Source organism: Desulfovibrio simplex, assembly GCF_055387835.1.
Genome location: NZ_AP042377.1, coordinates 295424 through 316491 on the forward strand (window position 1 = coordinate 295424; position 21068 = coordinate 316491).

The window sequence follows — 21068 nt, forward strand, 5'->3', positions numbered from 1 at the left end:
CGCTGCAGCAGTTGTGGGCTACAGGGCCGAGATCGCTCGCCTTGTTCCAAATCCTCGGCTGCGCTGCGGGGTTTTTCAGGCCTTGACAAACGTCGTCGCCTGTCTGCCCATTTGACTGTTCGTCCGTCTGCTCCATCTAGATGTAGAGTGTCAACACGTTGTTCACCCCCCCTAGCTTCGAAGCTGGAGGTTTTTTGCCAAGGGCCGAATGTGGTCGCAGAAAGTTATAACGATGCGTCCATATCGGCAGATAAGCTGTTCTTTTCCATGAGTGGGTATACGTTTCGGCGTATGCCCACTCATTCAATGCTGTTCGAATAAAGCGTTCTGCCTTGCCGTTGGTTTGTGGCCGGTAAGGCCGGGTTCGCTTGTGCTTTATCCCAAATTCACGACAGGCATCACGAAACTTCCACGACCTGTAGCACGATCCGTTATCCGTCAAAATTCGTTCTACCTTGATGCCGTGCACGGCATACCAGGCAACGGCAAACCACAAAAACTCTACCGCGGATTCCGCTGTTTCATCCGGGAGAATGGCGGTGTACGCGGCCCTTGAGGCATCATCAACGCAAACGTGCAGGTATTCCCAGCCTGGCCGTCTACGGTGGGCATTGCCCAAACCGACTTTGCGATGCCCAACGCCATCAATCTTGCCCAACTTCTTAATATCCAAATGCAGCATTTGCCCAGGATTTTCCCACTGGTAGCGCTGGACAGGATCCTTTTTCTCCAGGGAAGCCAGCCGGGAACAACTGAGCTTGCGTAAGGCTCGGAACACGCTGCTGCGACAGATATCCAGGCGGAGGGCGATTTCATCTCCGGTTTTCCGCGCTTTCCGCAATGCAAATATTCGGCAGAAATCCTCTTCTGACAGCTTGTTACGACAACGTCTGGGCCGTGAACCGCGATCTGCAAGCGCCTCCTGCCCGCCATGAGCATGGCGACTTTTCCATTTTCTTGCGGTACGCAGGCTCACGCCATATCCAGCTGCCACTCTGGCAGCCGGTTCATATTGCATTCGCCGCACCATTTCTTCTCGACTACGAATCGTCAGTTTGGCATTCTTATGGCTGTTCACCCTTTCCCTCACTCGGTTTGCTGTTGTCTGGTAACTCCAGCTTTACCGATTTTGGGAGGGTGAACAACCTATTGGAACATTACATCTAGAGGCTGCGTGAGCAGACGCCCGCCGCGGAGGCGCAAGCGCAGCTTCAGCCGTTGCCCGCAGGGCTGTCCTGCCCCGTAAGACGTTTCCGTCAACGGTTCAGGCAAGCCCTGCGGGTAACAGCCGCCGCGAAGACAGCACCGCTAATTATTGGCGCGGTTACGCGCCGAAGCGGGCGTCTTGGAAGCATTGCTTCAGGCGTTGTGACGCAGGAAACTACGCTTGAAGACAGCATGCGTAACGATGCGGCTTGTCCCTTACAATCGCTGTCGCCATCCGTAAGCCCTTCGGGCAACGGCTGCCGCGAGAATGGATATTTTCAATGCGAAAATGCTATAAGACATACGACAACGGCCCGGAAGAAGCTCCGGGCCGTTGTCGTATGTCTCGCTTGATCGTTTGAGGCGTAAGCCCTTGGCAGCTTTTTGAACGGCCGGTTCTTCACGATCCGTCAAAGCAATGTTATCAAGGCCGCAGTAGCGGTCGGGGGCTTTCCGAGGTGGGCTTTCAGAGAGATTTGTCGTTATAAAGAGCCGGGTTATTGTGCGCCATACGTCAAGCGTCACGATGCCTTTTCCACTTCACCGGGAGTGGGCGTTTTCTGGCCTGGTTGCCGGTTACACCTGCGCAATGCTTTTCGTGCGGCCAAGGAGCGACAAAAAGTCCCAAAGAGTGCCCGAGAGATGCGACTTGCCGTGGCAACAAAAAAACATGGTTCTCCCGACAATTCCTTGATGGACAAGGACAGAGGATCACCATGCGTTTTCATGTATCTGCACGAACAACGGCAAATAATATTGTGGAATCTGACACGCTGCCGTTGAGCTGTTTTGCATAAGTGGAGCGGGAGACGGGATTTGAACCCGCGACTTCAACCTTGGCAAGGTTGCACTCTACCACTGAGTTACTCCCGCGTGGTCTGCAAACGGCGAAGCGTAAAGAGATTTTTTGGAGGCGGCATCCAGATTTGAACTGGAGATGGAGGTTTTGCAGACCTCTGCCTTACCACTTGGCTATGCCGCCAGAAAAAAATTTGGAGCGGGAGACGGGATTTGAACCCGCGACTTCAACCTTGGCAAGGTTGCACTCTACCACTGAGTTACTCCCGCTCAGCGAGGTATGCTTTTACGTGGATTGCCCCTGAGTGTCAAGCATTGTTCCACAAATCTCACGGAGTTTTCTTTTTTCCTGCTTTGGGCGGCGTAAAAAACGCTGATAACTCGCATAAAAAGCCACGATGGCAAACAAGGGCGAACCGTCCGTTGGGAGGCGCTTTGCCCCGAGCGGCGCTTCCCATAATTCGGCTTGCCGCGTCGGGGTCATTTTACCGTCAGATCGCCCTGCGGCGGCCGCGTGAGCAAGCGCCCGCTGCGGCGCGCTGCACTTTCGTGCAGCGTTAGAGCATTTACACTTTTTCAAAGTGAAAATGCTCTAGTCTTTGCCGCGCTGGTCAACAATGCGCTGGGCCTTGCCCTCGGAGCGCTGGATGGAGCGCGGCTCCATCAGGCGCACCTTGGCCGTGACTCCCAGGAATTCCTTGATGTTCTTTTGCAGGCGGCTTTCCAGCATCTGGAGTTTGCGAATTTCGTCGGCAAACAGGCTGTCGCTGACTTCCACGCGCACTTCCAGCGTGTCCAGATTGTTAACTGAGCCCACAATGATCTGGTAGTTGGGGGTGAGGCCTTCACTTTCCATAAGCAGACCTTCGATCTGCTGCGGAAAAACGTTGACCCCGCGTATGATGAGCATGTCGTCGCTGCGGCCCTGCAAGCGCGAGATACGCACGTGGGTGCGGCCACATCTGCACGGCGTGTAGTCCAGGCTGGTGAGGTCCCGCGTGCGGTAGCGCAGCATGGGGATGCCCTCCTTGGTGAGGGTCGTCAGCACAAGTTCGCCCACCTGGCCGGGGGGAAGCTGCTCGCCGGTCACAGGATCAATGATTTCCGGCAGGATGTGATCTTCCCAAAGGTGCATGCCGCACTTGGCTTCCACGCATTCCATTGCGACGCCCGGCCCCATAATTTCAGAAAGGCCGTAAATGTTCATGGCATCGATGTTCATTTTTTCTTCGATGTCCCGGCGCATGGCTTCAGACCAGGGTTCGGCTCCAAAGATGCCTATGCGCAGCGCGAGTTCGCGAAAATCCACTCCCGCTTCCTGCGCGGCTTCCCACAGATGCAGGCCGTAGGAAGGCGTGGCGCACAATACAGTAGCGCCAAAATCGCGCATGAGGTGCGCCTGACGGCGCGTGGCTCCGCCGGAAGCCGGAACAACCGTGGCCCCGATGCGTTCCGCGCCGTAGTGCGCCCCAAGCCCGCCCGTAAAAAGGCCGTAGCCATAGGCCACATGCACCACGTCCGAGCGGTTGACCCCTGCGGCGGACATGCTGCGGGCCATAAGCTCGGCCCAGTTTTCAAGGTCGCGGGCCGTATAGCCCACAACCACGGCCTTGCCCGTGGTGCCGCTGGAGGCGTGCAGCCGCACGATATGGTCGCGCGGCACGGCAAACAGGCCGAAGGGGTAGTAGTTGCGCAGGTCCTGCTTTTCGGTAAAGGGCAGAAGTTTCAGGTCGGCCAGAGTTTTGATGTCGGCGGGGGTGATGCCCGCCTCGTCAAAGCGTTTGCGATAGAAGGGCACGTTGGCGTAAACGCGGTCGCACAAGTCGCGCAGGCGGCGCAGTTGCAACGCTTCCAGTTCCTCGCGGGGCAGGGTTTCCTGTTTGATATTGAAAAGCACGACCCACTCCTTATAGAATAGATAGCTGGCATTTGGCGGCTTGGGCCGTCAATGAAAAAGAAAAAATGGCTTCGCAGCGTGGAGACCCTTTTGGGTATGCCGCAATGTCCGCACCGGGTCAACAAAAACGGGGCATGGCGGGAGGGAGCCCTGGCCAGGAAGGCCTATGGCGGGCCGTGCGGCCTTGCCCTGAAAGATGCGCAGCAAGGGATGCTGCCGGGCTTCTGGGCGCATGTCGGACGGGTTGCCGTCTGGCATGCCAGGGGCGTGGGACGCGGCTTCGGGAAGCCATTGCCCTTGACCCGGCTTTGCGATATGTGCTTGCTATGGAAAATAATCACCCCAATACTCCCTCCGGGGGCCGCGCCCCCAAGCAGTTTTCAGAAGTTCCCGCAAGCCGCAAGGCGGCGGATATGGTCCAATGGCTTGAAGAGCACAAGGCCTTGCGTGTGGTTTGCATTGATCTTGAGGGGCAGGGCGGTTTTGCCGATGCCCTGATCATTGCCAGCGCCGGTTCGGTGCGTCACGCCCAGAGCCTTGCTGACGGCGTAAGCCTGATGTGCCGTGAGAAAAACTACGAATTTCTGCGCACGGAAGGGTACGCCGCCGGGCAGTGGATCCTGGTGGATATGAACGATGTTATCGTCAACATCTTTCAGGAACCCGTGCGCGAGCTTTACGCCCTCGAAGCCCTGTGGGGGCATGGCTCCGGAGCCGCAAAAACCGCTGGGCGCGAAGACCGCGGAGAATAATATATGACGCCAACGCTGCTGTTGATACTGGATGGCTGGGGCATTGCCCCGCCAGGGCCGGGCAATGCCCCGTACCTGGCGAAAACCCCCAATCTGGACGCCCTGACGGCCCGCTGCCCGCACGGGCAACTCATAGCCTCCGGGCGTGATGTGGGCCTGCCCAAAGGATATATGGGCAATTCGGAAGTCGGGCACCTGAACATCGGGGCAGGGCGCGTGGTCTATCAGGACATGACGCGCATCGACGTGGCTGTGGAGGACGGCTCCTTCGCGACCAACCCTGTCATCAACGACGTGCTGGCCGCGGCCAGTCGCGGGGGCGGCAAGCTGCACCTTGTGGGTCTGCTTTCCGGCGGCGGCGTTCACAGTCATATCCGTCATCTGGAGGCCTTGTGCGGCATGGCTGCCGGGCAGGGCATCCCCGTACGCGTGCACGCCCTCATGGATGGCCGTGATTGCGAGCCGCACAGCGGGATGGACTTTATCCGCGAGCTTGAAGCCAGCATCAAGGATCAGCCCCAGACGCGCATAGCCAGCCTTGTGGGCCGCTTTTACGCCATGGATCGCGACAAGCACTGGGAGCGGGTCAGTCAGGCCTGGAATGTGATAGTGCATGGTCAGGCGCCCACGGCGGCCAATCCTGAGGCGGCGGTGCGGGCTTCATACGAGGCGGGCGTTACTGATGAGTTCATGAAGCCCGTGCGCTTTGACACGGGTGACGCCGCCCCCGGCATGGCCGACGGCGACGCGGTCTTTTTCTTCAATTTCCGTGCCGACCGCATGCGCGAATTGACAGCGGCCTTCATTACCCCCGGTTTCGAGGGTTTTGACAGGGGCAAGATGCCCGTGCTGTCGGCGCTGGCGTCCATGACGTCCTATGAGGCCAGCTTTACCCTGCCGGTGGCCTTTCCCAAGGAAGCGGTCAGCCAGGGCCTTGGTCAGGTCGTGTCCGAGCGGGGCATGCGCCAGCTGCGCCTGGCGGAAACGGAGAAGTACGCCCATGTGACCTACTTTTTCAATGGCGGCGTTGAAGAGCTGTTTACGGGCGAGGACCGCGTCCTTGTGCCATCGCCGCGCGATGTGGCGACCTATGACCAGAAACCTGCCATGAGCGCGCCTCTGGTGACGGATGAGTTCGTCAAGGCCTGGAACTCCGGGCAGTATGACCTTGTTGTCTGCAACCTTGCCAATGGCGATATGGTGGGGCATACCGGCGTTGTTGAAGCCGCCGTCAAGGCCTGCGAAGTGGTGGACCAGTGCGTGGGCCGCATGATGGAAGCCGTGGAAGCCCGCAAGGGACGCATGCTCATCATTGCCGACCACGGCAACTGCGAAGTCATGCTCACGCCCGAAGGGCATCCGCAGACGGCCCATACCACCAATCCTGTGCCCTGCATCCTGCTGGAGCCTGACGGCGCGGTGAAGGCGCTGGCCGACGGCAGGCTGTGCGACGTTGCCCCGACGCTACTGGCCTTGTGGGGGATAGAACCATCAGCCCCCATGACCGGGCGCAATCTGGCTCTGAACGGCGCTGACGCCGATCAGGCGCGCAAGGAGGCCGCCCGTGGCTGAGCGTAAAAGGCCCATTGAGCCCGTGGCCCCTGACGGTATGGAAATCCTTTTCTTTTACCAGTGCCCAGGCTGCGGCAAACACGTGCCACAGGCCAGCCCCACCGAACCGCGCATGGTGCGCTGCCCAGGCTGCGGGCAGGGTTTTCCCATCATTCCGGTGGACGAGCACAGCCTGCATTATGTGCGCATCATGCTGGCCGAGGGCAAGGCTGCCGCTGATCCAGATTTTTTGTAGTACAAGAAACTGTCCCGCCTGGATTTCGTGCAGGCAGTTTTCGCGATGAAAACCATTTTGAAAACCCGGCTGTCACCTACGTGGCGGCTGGGTTTTTGTGTCTGTGTCAGCCTCATGACGAAGCGCCGACACGTGATGGCAATTTCGGTTAAAATTTTTTTACGAAAAACCTTGCGTATATAAATAAATCCGTGTAAAAGAATTTTCAACCTTAATGTAGGTTGTCAGTATTACCTGTGGGACGTTTAAACGAGAGGAAGGGCTATGAAACGTATCTGTACACTTATTTTGGCCGCCGGCCTCCTGCTCGGCGCTGCCACCGGCGCCAGCGCCATTGATTTCAAGGCTAAAGGCCAGTGGCTCATGGGCTTCAGCGAGGGCCAAGGCAGCCCCATTAACACTTTCCGCGATGCCCAGGGCGCGAAGACCAAGGGCAGCACAGAGGATGACTTCCAGGCCGCCCAGCGTCTGCGCCTTCAGTTGGATGCCGTGGCTTCCGAATCCCTGTCCGGCACCGTGTATTTCGAAATCGGCACCACCCAGTGGGGCCAGGCGAGCAGCGGCGGCGCCCTTGGCGCTGACGCCAACAACACCATCCGCCTCAAGCGCGCCTACATTGACTGGGCTGTGCCGCAGACCGACGCCAAGGTGCGCATGGGCATCCAGGGCGTGGCCCTGCCCAACGTGGCCGGCGGTTCCGCCATTATGGACACCGACGTGGCCGGCATCACCGTCAACTACAAGTTCAACGACAACGTTGGCCTGACCGCTCTGTGGGCCCGTCCGCTGAACGACAACTATGTTGACAAAAACAAGCCCTCGCAGAGCAACTATCTGGACAACATGGATCTGTTCAGCCTGATGCTGCCCCTGACCTTTGACGGCGTGAAGGTAACCCCTTGGGCCATGTACGGCATGGTGGGCAAGAATGCTCTGAAGTCTTGGAATGACAAGACCAACAGCTATGATGCCATCGGAACCCGTGACGGCAACCCCCAATTTACCCTGCGCCCCTACCCGGGCCTGACTGGCGTTGACAATATCGGCAAGACCGGCAACGATTACGGCACCGCTTTCTGGGCTGGTCTGCCTCTCGCCATCACCCTGTGGGATCCGCTGAACATCGAACTGGACATCAACTACGGTTACATGCAGGGCATGGGCCGCTTTGACGCCGTGAAAAATGGCGTGACCAAGCGCTCCAGCACCGAACGTCAGGGCTGGCTTGCCAAAGCCCTGGTGGAATACAAGCTTGATTGGGGCGTGCCCGGCATCCTGGGCTGGTACGCTTCCGGTGATGACGGCAACCCGAAGAACGGTTCGCAGCGCATGCCTTCCATTGTGCCTATGGGCAACTTCACCTCCTTCCTGGGTGACGGCAACATGGGCTGGGTCCGTCAGGATTACGCCATCGACTACGCCGGAACCTGGGGCATCGGCGCCCAGATCCGCGATATGAGCTTCATCGAAGACCTGTCGCACACCTTCCGCGTGGCCTACTTTGGCGGCACCAACAGCACCGGCATGGTCAAGTATATGGACAGCGCCAGTGCCTGGGCTTACGGCTACGGTGAAAACACCAGCCCTTACCTGACCACCAAGGACGCCCTGGTGGAATTCAACCTGGTGAACAGCTACAAGATTTACGAAAACCTCGAAATGAATCTTGAACTGGACTACGTTATCAACTGCATGGATAACAGCACCTGGAAGAAGGCCAACGGCGGCAACGGCGGCAGCTTCAGCAAGCAGGATATGTGGAAGGCCCAGGTGGTCTTCGCGTACAGCTTCTAGCGCAGAGTACCTTTGAGAATATACATTCTCAAAGGTAAAAGCACGCTCACTACGGCGTTTAACCGCGCAGATAAACTGCGCTTACGCCTCCGTAGCGGACGTCTGCTCACGCAGCCGTCAGAGCAATGTAACTTTTACATTGCTCTAAGCTGAGCGCTTGGCCGAAAGGCAAGGATTACGACTTCAAGGGGAGGCTTCGGCCTCCCCTTTTTGCGTCGGTATTCCTCATATGGCCGTTCAGGGGCCGTGCCGCCTTTTGAAGCAAGCGCCCCTGGCGGCCTGTTCCCGAGCGGCCATGTATGTGATGTGCGGATGATGCAGAAGCACGCCGTGATCGGGGCGCGCTTTCTTGACGGAATCTCTGCGCCTTACATGTGCGGTAAACGCAGGGGCGCCCGCCATTTCCCCGAGCCGGGATCTGTGCCGGGAGGTGAAGGGTGACTGGATCAGAGCAACTTTGGAATGCTTCACATTCCAATTTGTCATTCCGCCGCTTCGGCGCGTAAGCGCGCAAATAAATAGCGGTGCTGTCTTCGCGGCGGGCGTCTGCTCACGCAGCTGCCAGAGAAATTTCAAACTGAAACGGCTCTAAAACTATAAAAGTTTTAGGGGGTGGGGGTGTGGGGGAGGAGACCCTTTTGCAAAAGGGTCCCTCCCCCACAAGTATTGCACCGTACCCCGTTTTTGTCGGAGCGCGTTCGACGCTCACGTCCTTCCCCTACAAAGCACAGCAACGTACATTGCTCTAGCGTTTGCGTTGCAGATGGTCGCGCAACAGGATGGCCAGCAGGTTCATGCTCAAAACCAGCAGCAGGAGTACAAGGCCGGTTCCGTATTGCAGGGGCCGGGTTTTGGCTATTTCGGTTCCGGCCGTGGCCAGCACGTACATGTGGTAGGGCAGGGCCATGACAGAGCTGAAAATGGAGTCCGGATTCTTGGGCGTATAAAAGACCGCCGCGGTGAACATGATGGCTGCGGTTTCGCCCGCCGCGCGGGCCACGCCAAGGATAGCCCCAGTGAGCATGCCGGGCAGCGCGCAGGGCAGCACCACACGACTGATGGTCTGCCATTTGGTTGCGCCAAGGGCCAGGGAGGCTTCGCGGTAGGTGTCCGGCACGTTGCGCAGGGCTTCTTCAGCAGTGCCGATGATGACGGGCAGGGTCAGCACGGCCAGCGTCAGCACGCCTGAGAGTATGCTGACCCCGAAGCCGCAGAAGGTCACAAAAAAGGACAGGCCAAAAAGGCCAAAGACCACGGAGGGCACGCCAGCAAGGTTGTTGACCCCGAGGCGCACATAGCGGGCAAAGGCGTTGCGCTTGGCGTATTCGTGCAGGTATACCGCCGAGGCCACGCCAAGGGGAAAGGCCAGCAGCAGTGCGCCCAGCGAGAGAATGGCCGTGCCGATGATACAGGGCAGTATGCCGCCCTCTGTCATCATGTTGCGGGGAGACTGGCTGACGAACTCCCAGCTCAGCGCGGGCAGGCCGTTGTAGAGCAAAAAGCCGCATACGCCCATCAGGGCCAAAACGTTGCAGGTGGCCACGCCGCGCAGAAAGAAGAACATGACGTTCTGCGCGCGTCCTCTGGCCCTGCCGCTGGAGGGCAGCGCCACGCGCGCGGACGCGCCGGGCCGCGAATCGTGCTGTGAAGATGATGCCTGTGACATTTTTACGTCCTGTTCCCTATAAGCTGGAAGTTCCGGCCTGACGATGTTTTTCGGCAATATGCCCGGCGAGCATATTGAAGGCCAGCGTGAGCAGAAAGAGCACAATGCCTATGGCGAAGAGCGCGTGGTAATGCTCGCCTCTGAAAGGAGCCTCGGCCATTTCTGCGGCGATGGACGCGGGCATGGGCCGTATCGGGTCCAGCAGTGATGTGGGAATAATGGCCGCGCCGCCAGCCACCATAAGGACCACCATTGTTTCGCCGATGGCCCGCGACATGCCCAGCATGACGGCAGTGCCGATGCCGGAGAGCGCGGCGGGTATGACCACCCGAACCGTGGTCTGCCAGCGGGTGGCGCCCAGCGCCAGCGAGGCCTCGCGCAGGTCGCGCGGTACGCTGTACAGGGCATCCTCGGATACGGAACAGATGGTGGGCACGCTCATGAAGGCCAGCACCAGGGAGGCGTTCAGCAGGTTCAGGCCCGTGGCCGCGTCCAGATAGTCTTGCAGGAAGGGGGCCAGCACCACCATGCCCAGAAAACCCAGCACCACAGAAGGCAGAGCGGCCAGAAGTTCCACAAAGGGCTTGATGATGCGGCGAACGCCCGGATGGGCGATTTCCGTCAGGTATACGGCCGTAAGAACCCCGAGGGGCACCGCCAGCAGCGAGGAAAAAAACGTTACCGCCAGCGAGGCCACCAGCAGGGGAAAGATGCCGAAAAGCCCCGGGTCCTCTGTGGGATACCACAGATCGCCAAAAAGGAAATTTATGGGCGAGTAGTGCGCAAAGAGCGGCAGGCCTTCCATAAACAGAAATATGACAATGCCGGCCAGGGCCAGCAGGGAGCTGGCCGCCATGCCGGTAAGAATATAGTGAACCAGCTTTTCCTTCAGATCTCTGGAGCGCATGGGCCGTTCTCCTGACGCGCTAGCCGCGTCTTTGGCACTTGTGGCGCATATGCCTGGGCAAGACGGGATGTGGCTCCCGTTGGCCCCGCACCATGCGGAAATTGTTTGCAGGGCATGCTGCGCCCTTGTCCGTCAGAAATCTCCCGTCATTCCGGGATAATTTGTCTCCACTCCGAAATGGTTGCAAGGCGGAGTCACCGCACCGCCAGGCAACCATTTCGCAGAAGCGGTCTTGCTGACGCGAAGGCGGCAGCCGCCACGAAGTGGCGTGGATTCTGGCGAAAACCACGTTTTTCGCCAGAATGATGCGTTGAAACACGGAGTTTTGCAAAAGCAAAATGCTCTATTTGCTCAGGGGCACGTAGCCTACTTCACGCACGTCCTTCTGGCCCTTGTCGGGGGCAAGGAGGTATTCCACAAATTCTTTCACCACGCCCTTGGGAGCGCCGTTGGTAAAGATGTAAAGTTCGCGGGCAATGGGCCACTGCTTGGAAACGGCGGTTTCAGCACTGGCGCTCACGTTGTTCACCTTGAGGGGCTTGGTGGACTTGTCCACATAGCCGAGGCCCACGTAGCCGATGGCGTTCTTGTTCTTGGACACGGCCTGCACCACAGCGCCGTTGGAAGCCTGCATAAGGGCCCTGGGGCTGACGCGCTCCTTGTGCATGACCAGTTCTTCCCAGGACTCGAAGGTACCGGAAGAGGTGTCGCGCGAGACGGCCACGATCTGGGCGTCTTCGCCGCCAAGGTCTTTCCAGTTGGTGATCTTGCCGGCGAAAATGTCGCGCAGCTGTTCAACGGTGAGCTCGGCCACCTTGTTGGCGGGGTTGACCACAGGCACGATGGCGTCAATGGCGATGGCCGTGCGCAGGGGGGTCACGCCGTTTTTGGCCGCGGCTTCCACTTCCTTATCCTTGATGTCGCGCGAGCTCATGGCAATATCGCACTGTTTTTCGAGCAGGGCCTTGAGGCCGTTGCCGGAACCGCCGCCGGAAATGCTGAGTTCCGTGCCGGGATGGGAGGCCATGAACGCTTCACCGGCTTTTTGCACCACGGGCAAAACCGTGGTGGAGCCGTTGATGACGACCTGCTGGGCGGCCATGGCCGGAGCGCTCAGGCAAAGGACGGTGATGGCGGCGGCAAGCAGTTTGCCGCTGTAACGGGTCATGCGGGACTTGAAGTCGAAAGACATGGGTCTTCTCCTGTTGTTGAAACTCTGTGACATTGGTCTACATTGGCGGTTTTCGCCCGCCGCGACTCTTTTCTGGCCTTGTTCTGTTACAGAATGATGTCAGAACCACGAAGACTGCGTGAAGTCCGTATTTGCTTTTCAAATCCGCGTGGGGCATGTTTTTTTCAGTTTTACTCAGCGTCACGCAATTGTAACAAATCCACCATCACAATGGCGCAAAGAGGCGATGTACTCGGGCTGCGTCAGAGAGGTGTGAATTATGAGTCAACAAATACTGATAGTTGAAGATGAAGCCGACATCCGTGAACTTTTACGTTTCAATCTTGAGCGTGAAGGCTTCAGCGTGCTGGAGGCAGCCGACGGCAATGAAGGTCTCAAGCTGGCCCGGCAACATATGCCCGACCTTATGCTGCTGGACGTCATGTTGCCGGGTTTTGACGGGTTTGAGGTCTGCCGCCGCCTGGGTGCGCAGGCGGAAACCGCCAATATTCCGGTTCTCATGCTGACAGCCAGGGGCGAAGAAATGGACAGGGTCGTGGGATTGAGCCTTGGGGCGGACGATTACGTGGTCAAGCCCTTCAGCGTGCGCGAACTCATGCTGCGCATCCGGGCGGTGCTGCGGCGCGGAACGCGCAGCAGCGAAAGCCCTGTGCTTGAACGTCACGGCATACGCCTGCGGCCCGAAGCCCATACGGCCGAGGCGCAGGGCGAAGAGATGCCGCTTACGGCCACGGAGTTTCGTCTGCTTGAAGACCTGCTCCGCCACGCGGGGGCGGTGCGTACGCGCGAGCAGCTGTTGAACAAGGTGTGGGGCTATTCTTTTGAAGGGTATGCCCGCACCGTGGATACCCATGTGCGCCGTTTGCGCGCCAAGCTCGGCGACGCGGCCGCCATGCTGGAAACTGTACGCGGCGTCGGCTACAGAATCAAGGAGTAGAAAGGTCCCGCACGGGCTGCGCCTGTGGGGGCCCATAGCAAAGCTGGCGGCATGGCCGCACTGGCAGGGAACTATGTTTTCATTCAGAACCAGAATTTTTTACGGCATGCTGGCTGTGGCCCTGGTTTCCATAGCTGTGGCCGTGTTCTACGGCAAGGCCTGGTTTGAAAAGGCCCAGCTCGAATCCGCGCGTGAACGCCTTGTGCGTGAAACAGTGCTGGCCGGGGCCATACTGGACAGGCTTGGCGACCATACATCCGGGCTTTCTCAACTGGCGGACATTCTTGATATGCCGGAAGAGCGCCTGTCTCTGCTGAACAGCAGGGGCAGCGTGCTGGGCGATACAGCCCCCGGAGCGCAGCCCGTCACCCGTCTGGACAATCATGCCGACAGGCCCGAAGTACGTGAGGCCATGGCCGGAAGGGCAGGTTTTACCATCCGGCCCAGCGGCACTCTGGGCACAGATCTGGCCTATGCCGCTGTGGCCCTGCAAAACGGCGATATTTTGCGCGTTTCCGTGCCGCTGGTCAGCCTCAGGCAGATTATAGACAGCCAGCTTGCCGTCTTCACGCGCATAGGCCTTATCACCGTGGCGCTTTCGCTGGCGCTGGCCGGGCTGCTGTCCGGCGCGTTGCGGCGCTCGTTAAGCCAGATGGTGTCTGTGGTGGAGGCCATATCCCTTGGCAACTTTCAGCGTCGCCTGCGCCGTATACCAGGGCGCGAATTCGCGCCCCTGGCCGACGCCGTGAACCGCATGGCCGAAAATATCGAGGAGCACATCCGTGCGGCGGCCGAGCAGACAGCCCAGCTTGAAAGCATCCTCGACACCATGAGCGACGGAGTGCTGGTGCTTGGCCCGCGCGGGCGCATACGCCGTTGCAACAGGGCGCTGGCCAGGGAATTTCCCGATGCCGCGTCGGCCCTGGGCGCTCAGGTGGTTGAAGTCATCCCTTCGCCGCCCTTGCAGAATGCCGTTGACGACCTCATGGCAGAGGCGGAAGCCCGTAACCATGCGCGCCAGCGGGCGCTGGCCCTTGCCGCCTCCGTGGCGCAGGACTACCCGGGACTTGTGGGGGCCGAAGGCGCCTCCGGCGATGGCGCGACCCAGGCCCGGACAGCCGGGGCTGATGCCGCCGGGGTGGCAGCGCAGGATTTGGTCGCGCCAGACCTTGAGGGCCTTGAGGACGGCGAAGACGACAGCGATGAAGGGCTCACCCCGGAAGTCGGGCGTATGCAGCGTTATCTGCACCTTGAACTGCCTTCCGGTCAGGTCATGTCGGTCTGCATTTCGCTGCCCACATCCGCCGACACGGAAAAGGGCGGGCAACTGGGCGCTGTGGCCGTGTTCCACGACATCACGGAACTCATGCGGCTCGAGAGGGTGCGCAGGGACTTCGTGGCCAACGTGTCGCACGAATTGCGCACGCCGCTTACGGCCATACAGGGATATGCCGAAACTCTCATCAGTCTGGACGGCCCGCCGGAATGCCGCCGCTTTGGCGAGATCATTCTCAAGAACGGGGCCTACCTTTCGCGCATGGTGGAAGATCTGCTTACCCTGGCGCGCCTTGAGGGCAAGAGCGGCAGCCTTGAGCTTGCCCCGGTCGATCCCCGCGAAGCTCTGGCGCAGGCCACGGGCATGTGCCGGGAAGTGCTGGACCGCAGGCGCTGCAAGGTAGAGTCACAGATCCCGGCCGACTGTCGCGTCATGGCCAGCCAGCCGCATCTGACCCAGGTCTTTCGCAATCTGCTGGAAAACGCGGGTCGATACGCGCCAGAGGGCGGCGGCATCCGCGTGGGCGCGCGGCGGGCCGGCGACAGCGTCATCTTTCGCGTTACCGACGATGGCCCCGGCATTCCCAAGCAGGACCTTGAACGCATATTTGAACGCTTCTATCAGGTCGAGCGGCACAGGGGACAAGCCAGCACCGGCCTTGGCCTTGCCATCTGCAAGCATATCATTGAAAGGCACGGCGGCAGCATCCGGGCGGAAAGCCCGGCGCCTGACGGCAATACGGCCCTTGTTTTCACTCTTACTTCCGCTCATGGAGCAGCATAGTCATGAAGGAACATCTGCTGGCACGCAACGTCAGTGTCTATTACGGGCAGCACAAGGCCCTGCACGAAGTGTCTCTGGCCTTCGAACCCTGCAAGGTGACGGCTCTTATCGGCCCGTCGGGCTGCGGCAAATCCACCTTTTTGCGTTGTCTGAACCGTATGAACGACCTCGTCCCCGGCGCGCGCGTGGAAGGTGAAATCCTGCTGGACGGCAAAGACGTGAACCGCCCGGATACGGATGTGGTTTCGCTGCGCTGCCGGGTGGGCATGGTTTTTCAGAAGCCCAACCCCTTTCCCAAAACCATTTATGAAAACGTGGCCTACGGTCTGCGGGTCAACGGCCTCAGGGACGAGAGTCTTATAGCTGAAAAAGTTGAACTTTCTCTGCGAAGGGCCGCCATCTTCGACGAGGTGAAAGACCGCCTGCAAGCCCCGGCCATTGGTCTTTCCGGCGGGCAGCAGCAGCGCTTGTGCATTGCCCGCGCCCTGGCTGTGGAGCCCGAAGTGCTGCTTATGGACGAACCCGCAAGCGCCCTTGACCCCATAGCCACGCAAAAGATTGAAGAAAGCATCCGTGAGCTGCGTGAGTCCCTGTCCATCATCATCGTTACCCACAACATGCAGCAGGCCGCCCGCGTGTCCGATACAACGGCGTTTTTCTACATGGGTGAACTCATTGAGTATAATGCCACAGATATAATGTTTACACGGCCAGCCAAAAAACAGACCGAAGACTATATCACCGGGCGTTTCGGCTAGGAGGCGGCCAGAGTTTCGTCTTCCGGCCCTGAGGCCTTTGTTCGCATTCAAAACCAAACCAGATGTGGCCGCAATCCGGTCAGAACATACAGCGCGATTTTTCAGGAGACTGTCATGCAACAGGCCAATTATCTGCAACAACTGCTTGTGACCCTGCGTACCCGGCTTCTGGTCATGTGCGCCAGTGTGGGCATTGCGCTGGAAGAGGCGGGCAAAGCCCTTGTCACCAACGATCCGGGCAGGGCCGCTGCCGTCATCGAAAGCGACGCGGCCATCGATGCCCTGGAAAACGAGATAGACGAAATGGCCCTGCGGCTGCTGGCCCGGTCGCAGCCTGTGGCCAGCGACCTGCGCTTTGTGGTCACATCCCTGCGTATGGTGGTGGATCTGGAGCGTATTGGCGACGAGGCCGTGAGCATGGCTGAACAGGCCACCCTCATGCAGGACATGCCGGGCTTCAGCGTGATACCCCACGTGCGCGAGCTTTACGTGAGCGCGCGCGAAGCTTTTGAAAACGCGGTGCGGGTCTTTCGCGAGAACGACGCCCAGGAAGCGCTGATCATGAGCCGGGGCGATGACGAAGCGGTGCAGACTGAAGTCCGCATCATCCAGGGGCTTATGGAAGGCCTTTCCGACCCGCAGAGCAGCCTCGAACCGCATCAGGCCATGCACATAATTTTGGTGACACGTTCGCTGACGCGCATCTGGCGGCGTTCCGTCAACATTGCCGAGCATGTGTACTTTATCAGCCGGGGTGAAAGCCTCAAGCACAAGGGCGAAAGCAGGGACGTCATGTTTTCCGCCCCTGCGACGCCACCCGCCGCTGGCGGGTTTACGCCTGCCGCCGCTTCGGGCGAAGCCGTCAAGCCCCATGAGGCGGACGGCAATGAAAAAAATCCCTCGCGCCGCAACCGTGCCGAGAAAGGCACAGACCCTGCAAAAAGTGGCACTGCGGAAAAAGGCACGGACAATGCGTGACCCCAAGCGCCGGGAGAGCGGGCCATGCCTTTAGCGTGGCCACCGGAGGCGCGCGCGTTCAGGTATGCGGACCCGCCCCTTGAGCGCCGCTACCCCGACCTCAGCCTTCTGCTTGACGCCTATGCCGTGGTGGATCTGGGCGTGAAGGTCGCGGTGGGCCGGGACGGGCGCGTGCCTGCCTGCCATTCGGGGTGTGCGCAATGCTGCAGGCAGCCCATCCCCGTAACGCCGCTGGAAGTGCTGGCGCTGCATTGTTACGCACGCCACAGGCTGCCGCAAGACAGGCTTGCCGGTCTGGCACAAAGGCTGTCGGGCTATGAGGGGCAGACGCGGGATATTGCCTCGCCCTGTCCCTTTCTTTATGACGGCGCCTGCCTCGTTTACCCCGTGCGGCCGGTGGCCTGCCGACAGTACATGGTTTTCGGCACGCCCTGCGCACAGGGAGAAGACGCCAGCCGCAGCCGCCCGCAGGATGTGCTTGCGCCGTCCTATGACCATATGCTGGCCGCGCTGATGCGCACGCTGCCCTGGTACGCAGGGCACGAACCCGGGCCGCCAGAACACCCCACCGAAGAAAGCGCCAGAGAGTTTTTTCACGCCATCACCTCCGTGATACAGGCTGTGGCCTGGAACCGCTTTTTCCGCGTCTGATTTCTGGTTGCTTCGCCATGCCGAGGCACTTCACTCGCGCAGCCCCAGAGCGCTTGCAAATGCACCCGCGCTGCCGTGAGCGTTGCCGCATTTTTGTGTCTCGCGCTGCACTTTCGTGCAGCGTCAGAGCATTTACACTTTTTCAAAGGTAACATGCTCTAAAATTAAGAGTTTTAGAGCATTTTCAAAGTGAAATTGCTCTGGCGACTGCGTGAGCAGGCGCCCGCCGCGAAGGCGTAAGCGCAGTTTATCTGCGCGGTTAAACGCCGTAGTGAGCGTGCCTTAAACTTTGAGAATGTATATTCTCAAAGTTAATCTGCTCTAGGGGGAGGGGGCGTGGGGGAGGAGACCCTTTTGCAAAAGGGTCCCTCCCCCACAAAGCATTCCAACACGGCATTGCGCCAATACGTACGGCGCGCAACGCACAGGGCCCGCACGGTTTTTCGCCGTGCGGGCCCTGGTGTATGGTCTTTGTGTTTGGTTCAGATATTACGCTGCGGTGAAGACAAGCTGTTCGTCCTTCGCATCCACGGTCACGGTCTGGCCGTCGCGGATCTTGCCGCCCACCAGCAGGCGGGCCAGCGGGGTTTCAACCGCCTGCTGCACGTAGCGCTTGAGGGGCCGTGCGCCGTAAATGGGGTCGTACCCGGCCTCACTGATGAAGCTCTTGGCCGCGTCGGTCATGTTCAGCTTGATCTTGCGGTCTTCAAGGCGCTTGCGCAGGCGAGCCATCTGCAATTCGACAATACGGCTGATCTGGTCGCGCCGCAGAGGCAGAAAGACCACGGTTTCATCAACGCGGTTGAGGAACTCCGGTCTGAAGTGCGCGCGCAGGTCTTCCATAACCCTTTCGCGTGCGCCTTCCTTCAGGGTTCCGTCAGCCTCGATGCCGTCCAGCAAGTGCATGGAGCCGATGTTGGACGTCATGATGACGATGCAGTTGCGAAAATCCACCGTGCGTCCCTGACTGTCGGTAAGGCGGCCATCGTCCAGCAGTTGCAGCAGGGTATTGAAGACGTCCGGGTGGGCCTTTTCTATTTCGTCAAAAAGAATGACTGAATAGGGTTTGCGCCGCACGGCCTCGGTAAGCTGGCCGCCTTCGTCATAGCCCACATATCCTGGAGGCGCGCCGATGAGGCGGGATACGGAGTGCTTTTCCATATACTCGCTCATGTCGAGACGCACCATATTGTCTTCAGTGTCAAAGAGCGCTTCGGCCAATGCCTTGGAAAGCTCGGTCTTGCCCACGCCCGTGGGGCCCAGGAAGATGAACGAACCTGTGGGCCTGTCGGGGTCGGAAAGACCGGCCCTGGCGCGCAGCACAGCGTCAGACACGGCAGTGACGGCTTCGTCCTGGCCCACAACGCGCTCATGCAACTGGTCGGGCAGGCGCAGCAGTTTTTCGCGTTCCGATTCCAGCAGCCGGGTAACGGGTATGCCCGTCCATTTGCCAACAATTTCGGCCACGTCGTCGGGCCGCACTTCTTCCTTGAGCAGGCGCGCGCCATTGGCGTCGTCGCTTCCCGCTGCTTCCGCGTCAGCCAGTTTTTTCTCAAGTTCAAGCAGTTTCGAATACTTGAGTTCAGCGGCCTTGTTGAGGTCATAGGCGCGTTCGGCCTGCTCGATGGCCAGCTTGGTCTGTTCGATCTGCTCCTTGATCTCGCGCACCTGGTTGATGGAGCCTTTTTCGCTTTCCCACTGCTTGCGCAGTTCGGCCTGATCGGCGCGCAGGTCGGCCAGCTCGTTTTCAAGCTTTTCAAGGCGGTCGCGTGAAGCCGCATCGGTTTCACGGCGCAGGGCCTCGCGCTCGATTTCAAGCTGCATGACCTTACGGTTCACTTCGTCCAGATCCGCGGGCAGGGAGTCTATCTCCGTGCGGATGAGGGCCGCGGCCTCGTCAATAAGGTCAATGGCCTTGTCGGGCAACTGGCGGTCCGTGATGTAGCGGTGCGAGAGCACCACGGCTTCCACAATGGCCGAGTCGCTTATGCGCACGCCATGGTGCACCTCAAAGCGTTCCTTGAGCCCGCGCAGGATGGAAATGGTGTCCTCCACCGTGGGTTCGTCCACCATGACCGGCTGAAAGCGCCGTTCCAGGGCCGGGTCCTTTTCAATGTACTTGCGATATTCGTCCACGGTGGTGGCGCCGATGCAGTGCAGCTCGCCGCGCGCCAGCATGGGTTTGAGCAGATTGCCCGCATCCATGGCGCCTTCGGTTTTGCCCGCGCCCACGATGGTGTGCAGTTCGTCAATGAAGAGGATGGTATGGCCTTCGCTTTTTTCCACTTCATTAAGAACGGCCTTGAGGCGCTCTTCAAATTCGCCGCGATATTTCGCGCCGGCGATGAGCGCGCCCATATCCAGCGCGAAGAGCTTGCGGCCCTTGAGGCCCTCGGGCACGTCGCCCTTGACGATACGGAAGGCCAGACCTTCAACGATGGCGGTTTTGCCAACGCCCGCCTCACCAATAAGAACGGGGTTGTTCTTGGTGCGGCGCGAAAGAATGCGGATAACCCGGCGTATCTCGGCATCGCGGCCGATAACCGGATCCATCTTGCCCTGACGGGCGGCCTCCACCAGGTCGCGGGCATACTTGTTCAGGGCTTCAAACGTGTCTTCCGGGTTGGCGCTGGTCACGCGCGCGCCGCCGCGCAGTTCTTCCATGGCGGCCACAAAGGCGCTGCGGGTGATCTTGTACTCCTTGAACACCTCGCCCAGAGACGTGGAAGACGGCACTTCGGTCAAAGCCGCGAACAGGTGGTCAACGCTGACGTACTCATCCTTCATGCGTTTGGCTTCATTCTGGGCGTCGCCCAGAACCTTGGCCAGGCGCTGCGTGATCATGATCTTGGTGGGGTCCATGCCGCCGCCGGACACGGAGGGGCGCTTGCGCAGCGCGCCTTCAACGGCCACGGCAAAGGCGCGGGGCTGCACGCCCATCTGATCCAGAATGCGCGGCACTATGCCGTTTTCCTGCCGGGTAAGAGCCAAGGCCAGATGCTCGACGTCCGTTTCCTGATGGCCCATGCCTGCGGCGAGGCTTTGGGCTTCGCTGACGGCTTCACGCGCTTTTTCAGTGAATTTGTTAATATCCATATGGATTCCTCCGACAATACCGCGCCGTTACGGGCGGCAAAATATATTTTTGGTTCCGCTACAGCAACATTGTGTGGCAGTTCCTGGTGCAGATTAAGGAAGCACTGATTAAAGAGCCTCCTGGAAACGCGCAGTTGTTTCGTTTGGCAAGGCGCGATCTTTTTTTGAAGCAGGAGTGGACTTTTTCGTCCTCGACTGTTTCAAAAAAGTGAAGCAACGCCGCCAAACGGAATAAATCAGCGTTTCCCTAATCTTCAAAATTCTTAAGGCTGCGCACCGCGCGCTCCAGGGCATCAATACGCTCAAGCAGGTCCACGATAATGGTGCCGCCAAGAACGGGCAGTTCAAAATCGCAGCAGATACGCTCAAGTTTGCGCACGCGGTAAATGTCCGCATCGCGGAAAAGGTGCTGCCGCTCGGCCGCGCCGCGCGTTTCAAGCCAACCCAGAGCGAGCAGTTCGTGAAGACGCTCGGGGTCTATGCCAGTAACCTGAACAAATTCTTCCCATACCATGACCGTGGACGGCGCGGGCAGGGTGGGATTTTTGGGTGTCATGCTCATGCTAAAAC

General features: G+C 59.4%; 16 protein-coding genes and 3 tRNA genes. 9 read left to right on the forward strand and 10 right to left on the reverse strand.

Annotation, left to right across the window (positions count from 1 at the left end; genetic code table 11):
* Positions 1-136: 136 nt before the first annotated feature.
* The 5 genes from ACZ5DH_RS01170 to ACZ5DH_RS01190 form a co-directional block, all read right to left on the reverse strand.
* Positions 137-1078, reverse strand: a complete 942-nt coding sequence (locus ACZ5DH_RS01170; RefSeq protein WP_464255346.1) for an IS481 family transposase — start codon at positions 1076-1078, stop codon at positions 137-139.
* Between the two features lie 926 nt (positions 1079-2004).
* Positions 2005-2079: transfer RNA gene (locus ACZ5DH_RS01175), tRNA-Gly, on the reverse strand.
* A 35-nt stretch (positions 2080-2114) separates the two neighbouring features.
* Positions 2115-2188 (reverse strand) — tRNA-Cys (locus tag ACZ5DH_RS01180).
* 11 nt (positions 2189-2199) lie between these two features.
* Positions 2200-2274 (reverse strand) — tRNA-Gly (locus ACZ5DH_RS01185).
* Positions 2275-2596: 322 nt separating this feature from the next.
* The gene (locus ACZ5DH_RS01190) at positions 2597-3901 is read right to left on the reverse strand and encodes a phenylacetate--CoA ligase family protein (protein ID WP_464255347.1); all 1305 of its coding nucleotides are present in this window, start codon (positions 3899-3901) and stop codon (positions 2597-2599) included.
* A gap of 326 nt (positions 3902-4227) precedes the next feature.
* Between ACZ5DH_RS01190 and rsfS the strand changes: the two genes are divergently transcribed.
* From rsfS to ACZ5DH_RS01210, 4 genes are all read left to right on the forward strand, one after another.
* On the forward strand, positions 4228-4653 hold the full coding sequence (rsfS, locus tag ACZ5DH_RS01195) for a ribosome silencing factor (protein ID WP_464255348.1): 426 nt from the start codon (positions 4228-4230) through the stop codon (positions 4651-4653).
* Between the two features lie 3 nt (positions 4654-4656).
* Entirely contained in the window at positions 4657-6225 is a 1569-nt protein-coding gene (gpmI, locus tag ACZ5DH_RS01200; protein WP_464255349.1) for a 2,3-bisphosphoglycerate-independent phosphoglycerate mutase, read from the forward strand.
* A complete protein-coding gene (locus tag ACZ5DH_RS01205; RefSeq protein WP_012624199.1) occupies positions 6218-6460 on the forward strand; it encodes a hypothetical protein in 243 nt (80 codons plus the stop codon). The genes gpmI and ACZ5DH_RS01205 overlap by 8 nt, the downstream gene beginning before the upstream one ends.
* Positions 6461-6724: 264 nt before the next feature.
* Positions 6725-8254 carry an outer membrane homotrimeric porin gene (locus ACZ5DH_RS01210; protein ID WP_464255350.1) on the forward strand — a complete coding sequence of 510 codons (1530 nt, stop codon included), beginning with the start codon at positions 6725-6727 and terminating at the stop codon, positions 8252-8254.
* Positions 8255-8999: 745 nt separating this feature from the next.
* Here ACZ5DH_RS01210 and pstA read toward each other — a convergent pair.
* The 3 genes from pstA to ACZ5DH_RS01225 form a co-directional block, all read right to left on the reverse strand.
* Entirely contained in the window at positions 9000-9818 is an 819-nt protein-coding gene (gene pstA, locus ACZ5DH_RS01215; RefSeq protein WP_464256582.1) for a phosphate ABC transporter permease PstA, read from the reverse strand.
* A gap of 118 nt (positions 9819-9936) precedes the next feature.
* Positions 9937-10827, reverse strand: coding sequence for a phosphate ABC transporter permease subunit PstC (gene pstC / locus ACZ5DH_RS01220; RefSeq protein WP_464255351.1), 891 nt, complete (start codon positions 10825-10827; stop codon positions 9937-9939).
* Between the two features lie 343 nt (positions 10828-11170).
* Positions 11171-12019: a PstS family phosphate ABC transporter substrate-binding protein gene (locus ACZ5DH_RS01225; protein ID WP_464255352.1), complete on the reverse strand. Its 849-nt coding sequence runs from the start codon at positions 12017-12019 to the stop codon at positions 11171-11173.
* 256 nt (positions 12020-12275) lie between these two features.
* Here ACZ5DH_RS01225 and ACZ5DH_RS01230 point away from each other — a divergent pair, with 256 nt between their 5' ends.
* The 5 genes from ACZ5DH_RS01230 (at position 12276) to ACZ5DH_RS01250 (ending at position 17402) form a co-directional block, all read left to right on the forward strand.
* Positions 12276-12956, forward strand: coding sequence for a response regulator (locus ACZ5DH_RS01230; protein ID WP_464256583.1), 681 nt, complete (start codon positions 12276-12278; stop codon positions 12954-12956).
* Positions 12957-13029: 73 nt separating this feature from the next.
* Complete coding sequence (locus ACZ5DH_RS01235) at positions 13030-15015, forward strand: sensor histidine kinase (protein WP_464255353.1); 1986 nt, start codon at positions 13030-13032, stop codon at positions 15013-15015.
* A 2-nt stretch (positions 15016-15017) separates the two neighbouring features.
* Positions 15018-15773 (forward strand): phosphate ABC transporter ATP-binding protein PstB, encoded by a 756-nt coding sequence (pstB, locus tag ACZ5DH_RS01240; protein ID WP_179980922.1) that lies wholly within the window; start codon positions 15018-15020, stop codon positions 15771-15773.
* Positions 15774-15887: 114 nt separating this feature from the next.
* Positions 15888-16751: a phosphate signaling complex protein PhoU gene (phoU, locus tag ACZ5DH_RS01245; protein ID WP_464255354.1), complete on the forward strand. Its 864-nt coding sequence runs from the start codon at positions 15888-15890 to the stop codon at positions 16749-16751.
* Positions 16752-16775: 24 nt separating this feature from the next.
* Positions 16776-17402 carry a YkgJ family cysteine cluster protein gene (locus tag ACZ5DH_RS01250; RefSeq protein WP_464255355.1) on the forward strand — a complete coding sequence of 209 codons (627 nt, stop codon included), beginning with the start codon at positions 16776-16778 and terminating at the stop codon, positions 17400-17402.
* A 489-nt stretch (positions 17403-17891) separates the two neighbouring features.
* On the opposite strand, the gene clpB is transcribed toward ACZ5DH_RS01250, so the two are convergent.
* Together clpB and ACZ5DH_RS01260 are read right to left on the reverse strand one after the other, a co-directional pair.
* Positions 17892-20498: an ATP-dependent chaperone ClpB gene (gene clpB / locus ACZ5DH_RS01255; RefSeq protein WP_464255356.1), complete on the reverse strand. Its 2607-nt coding sequence runs from the start codon at positions 20496-20498 to the stop codon at positions 17892-17894.
* Positions 20499-20745: 247 nt separating this feature from the next.
* On the reverse strand, positions 20746-21060 hold the full coding sequence (locus ACZ5DH_RS01260; RefSeq protein ID WP_464255357.1) for a chaperone modulator CbpM: 315 nt from the start codon (positions 21058-21060) through the stop codon (positions 20746-20748).
* Positions 21061-21068 lie beyond the last annotated feature (8 nt).

Bases quoted from the DNA above. Each gene is read 5' to 3' on its own strand.
- rsfS (WP_464255348.1), top strand. From the start codon at position 4,228: ATGGAAAATAATCACCCCAATACTCCCTCCGGGGGCCGCGCCCCCAAG.
- gpmI (WP_464255349.1), top strand. From the start codon at position 4,657: ATGACGCCAACGCTGCTGTTGATACTGGATGGCTGGGGCATTGCCCCG.
- ACZ5DH_RS01210 (WP_464255350.1), top strand. From the start codon at position 6,725: ATGAAACGTATCTGTACACTTATTTTGGCCGCCGGCCTCCTGCTCGGC.
- pstA (WP_464256582.1), bottom strand. From the start codon at position 9,818: ATGTTCTTCTTTCTGCGCGGCGTGGCCACCTGCAACGTTTTGGCCCTG.
- pstC (WP_464255351.1), bottom strand. From the start codon at position 10,827: ATGCGCTCCAGAGATCTGAAGGAAAAGCTGGTTCACTATATTCTTACC.
- ACZ5DH_RS01225 (WP_464255352.1), bottom strand. From the start codon at position 12,019: ATGTCTTTCGACTTCAAGTCCCGCATGACCCGTTACAGCGGCAAACTG.
- ACZ5DH_RS01235 (WP_464255353.1), top strand. From the start codon at position 13,030: ATGTTTTCATTCAGAACCAGAATTTTTTACGGCATGCTGGCTGTGGCC.
- pstB (WP_179980922.1), top strand. From the start codon at position 15,018: ATGAAGGAACATCTGCTGGCACGCAACGTCAGTGTCTATTACGGGCAG.
- phoU (WP_464255354.1), top strand. From the start codon at position 15,888: ATGCAACAGGCCAATTATCTGCAACAACTGCTTGTGACCCTGCGTACC.
- ACZ5DH_RS01250 (WP_464255355.1), top strand. From the start codon at position 16,776: ATGCCTTTAGCGTGGCCACCGGAGGCGCGCGCGTTCAGGTATGCGGAC.
- clpB (WP_464255356.1), bottom strand. From the start codon at position 20,498: ATGGATATTAACAAATTCACTGAAAAAGCGCGTGAAGCCGTCAGCGAA.
- ACZ5DH_RS01260 (WP_464255357.1), bottom strand. From the start codon at position 21,060: ATGAGCATGACACCCAAAAATCCCACCCTGCCCGCGCCGTCCACGGTC.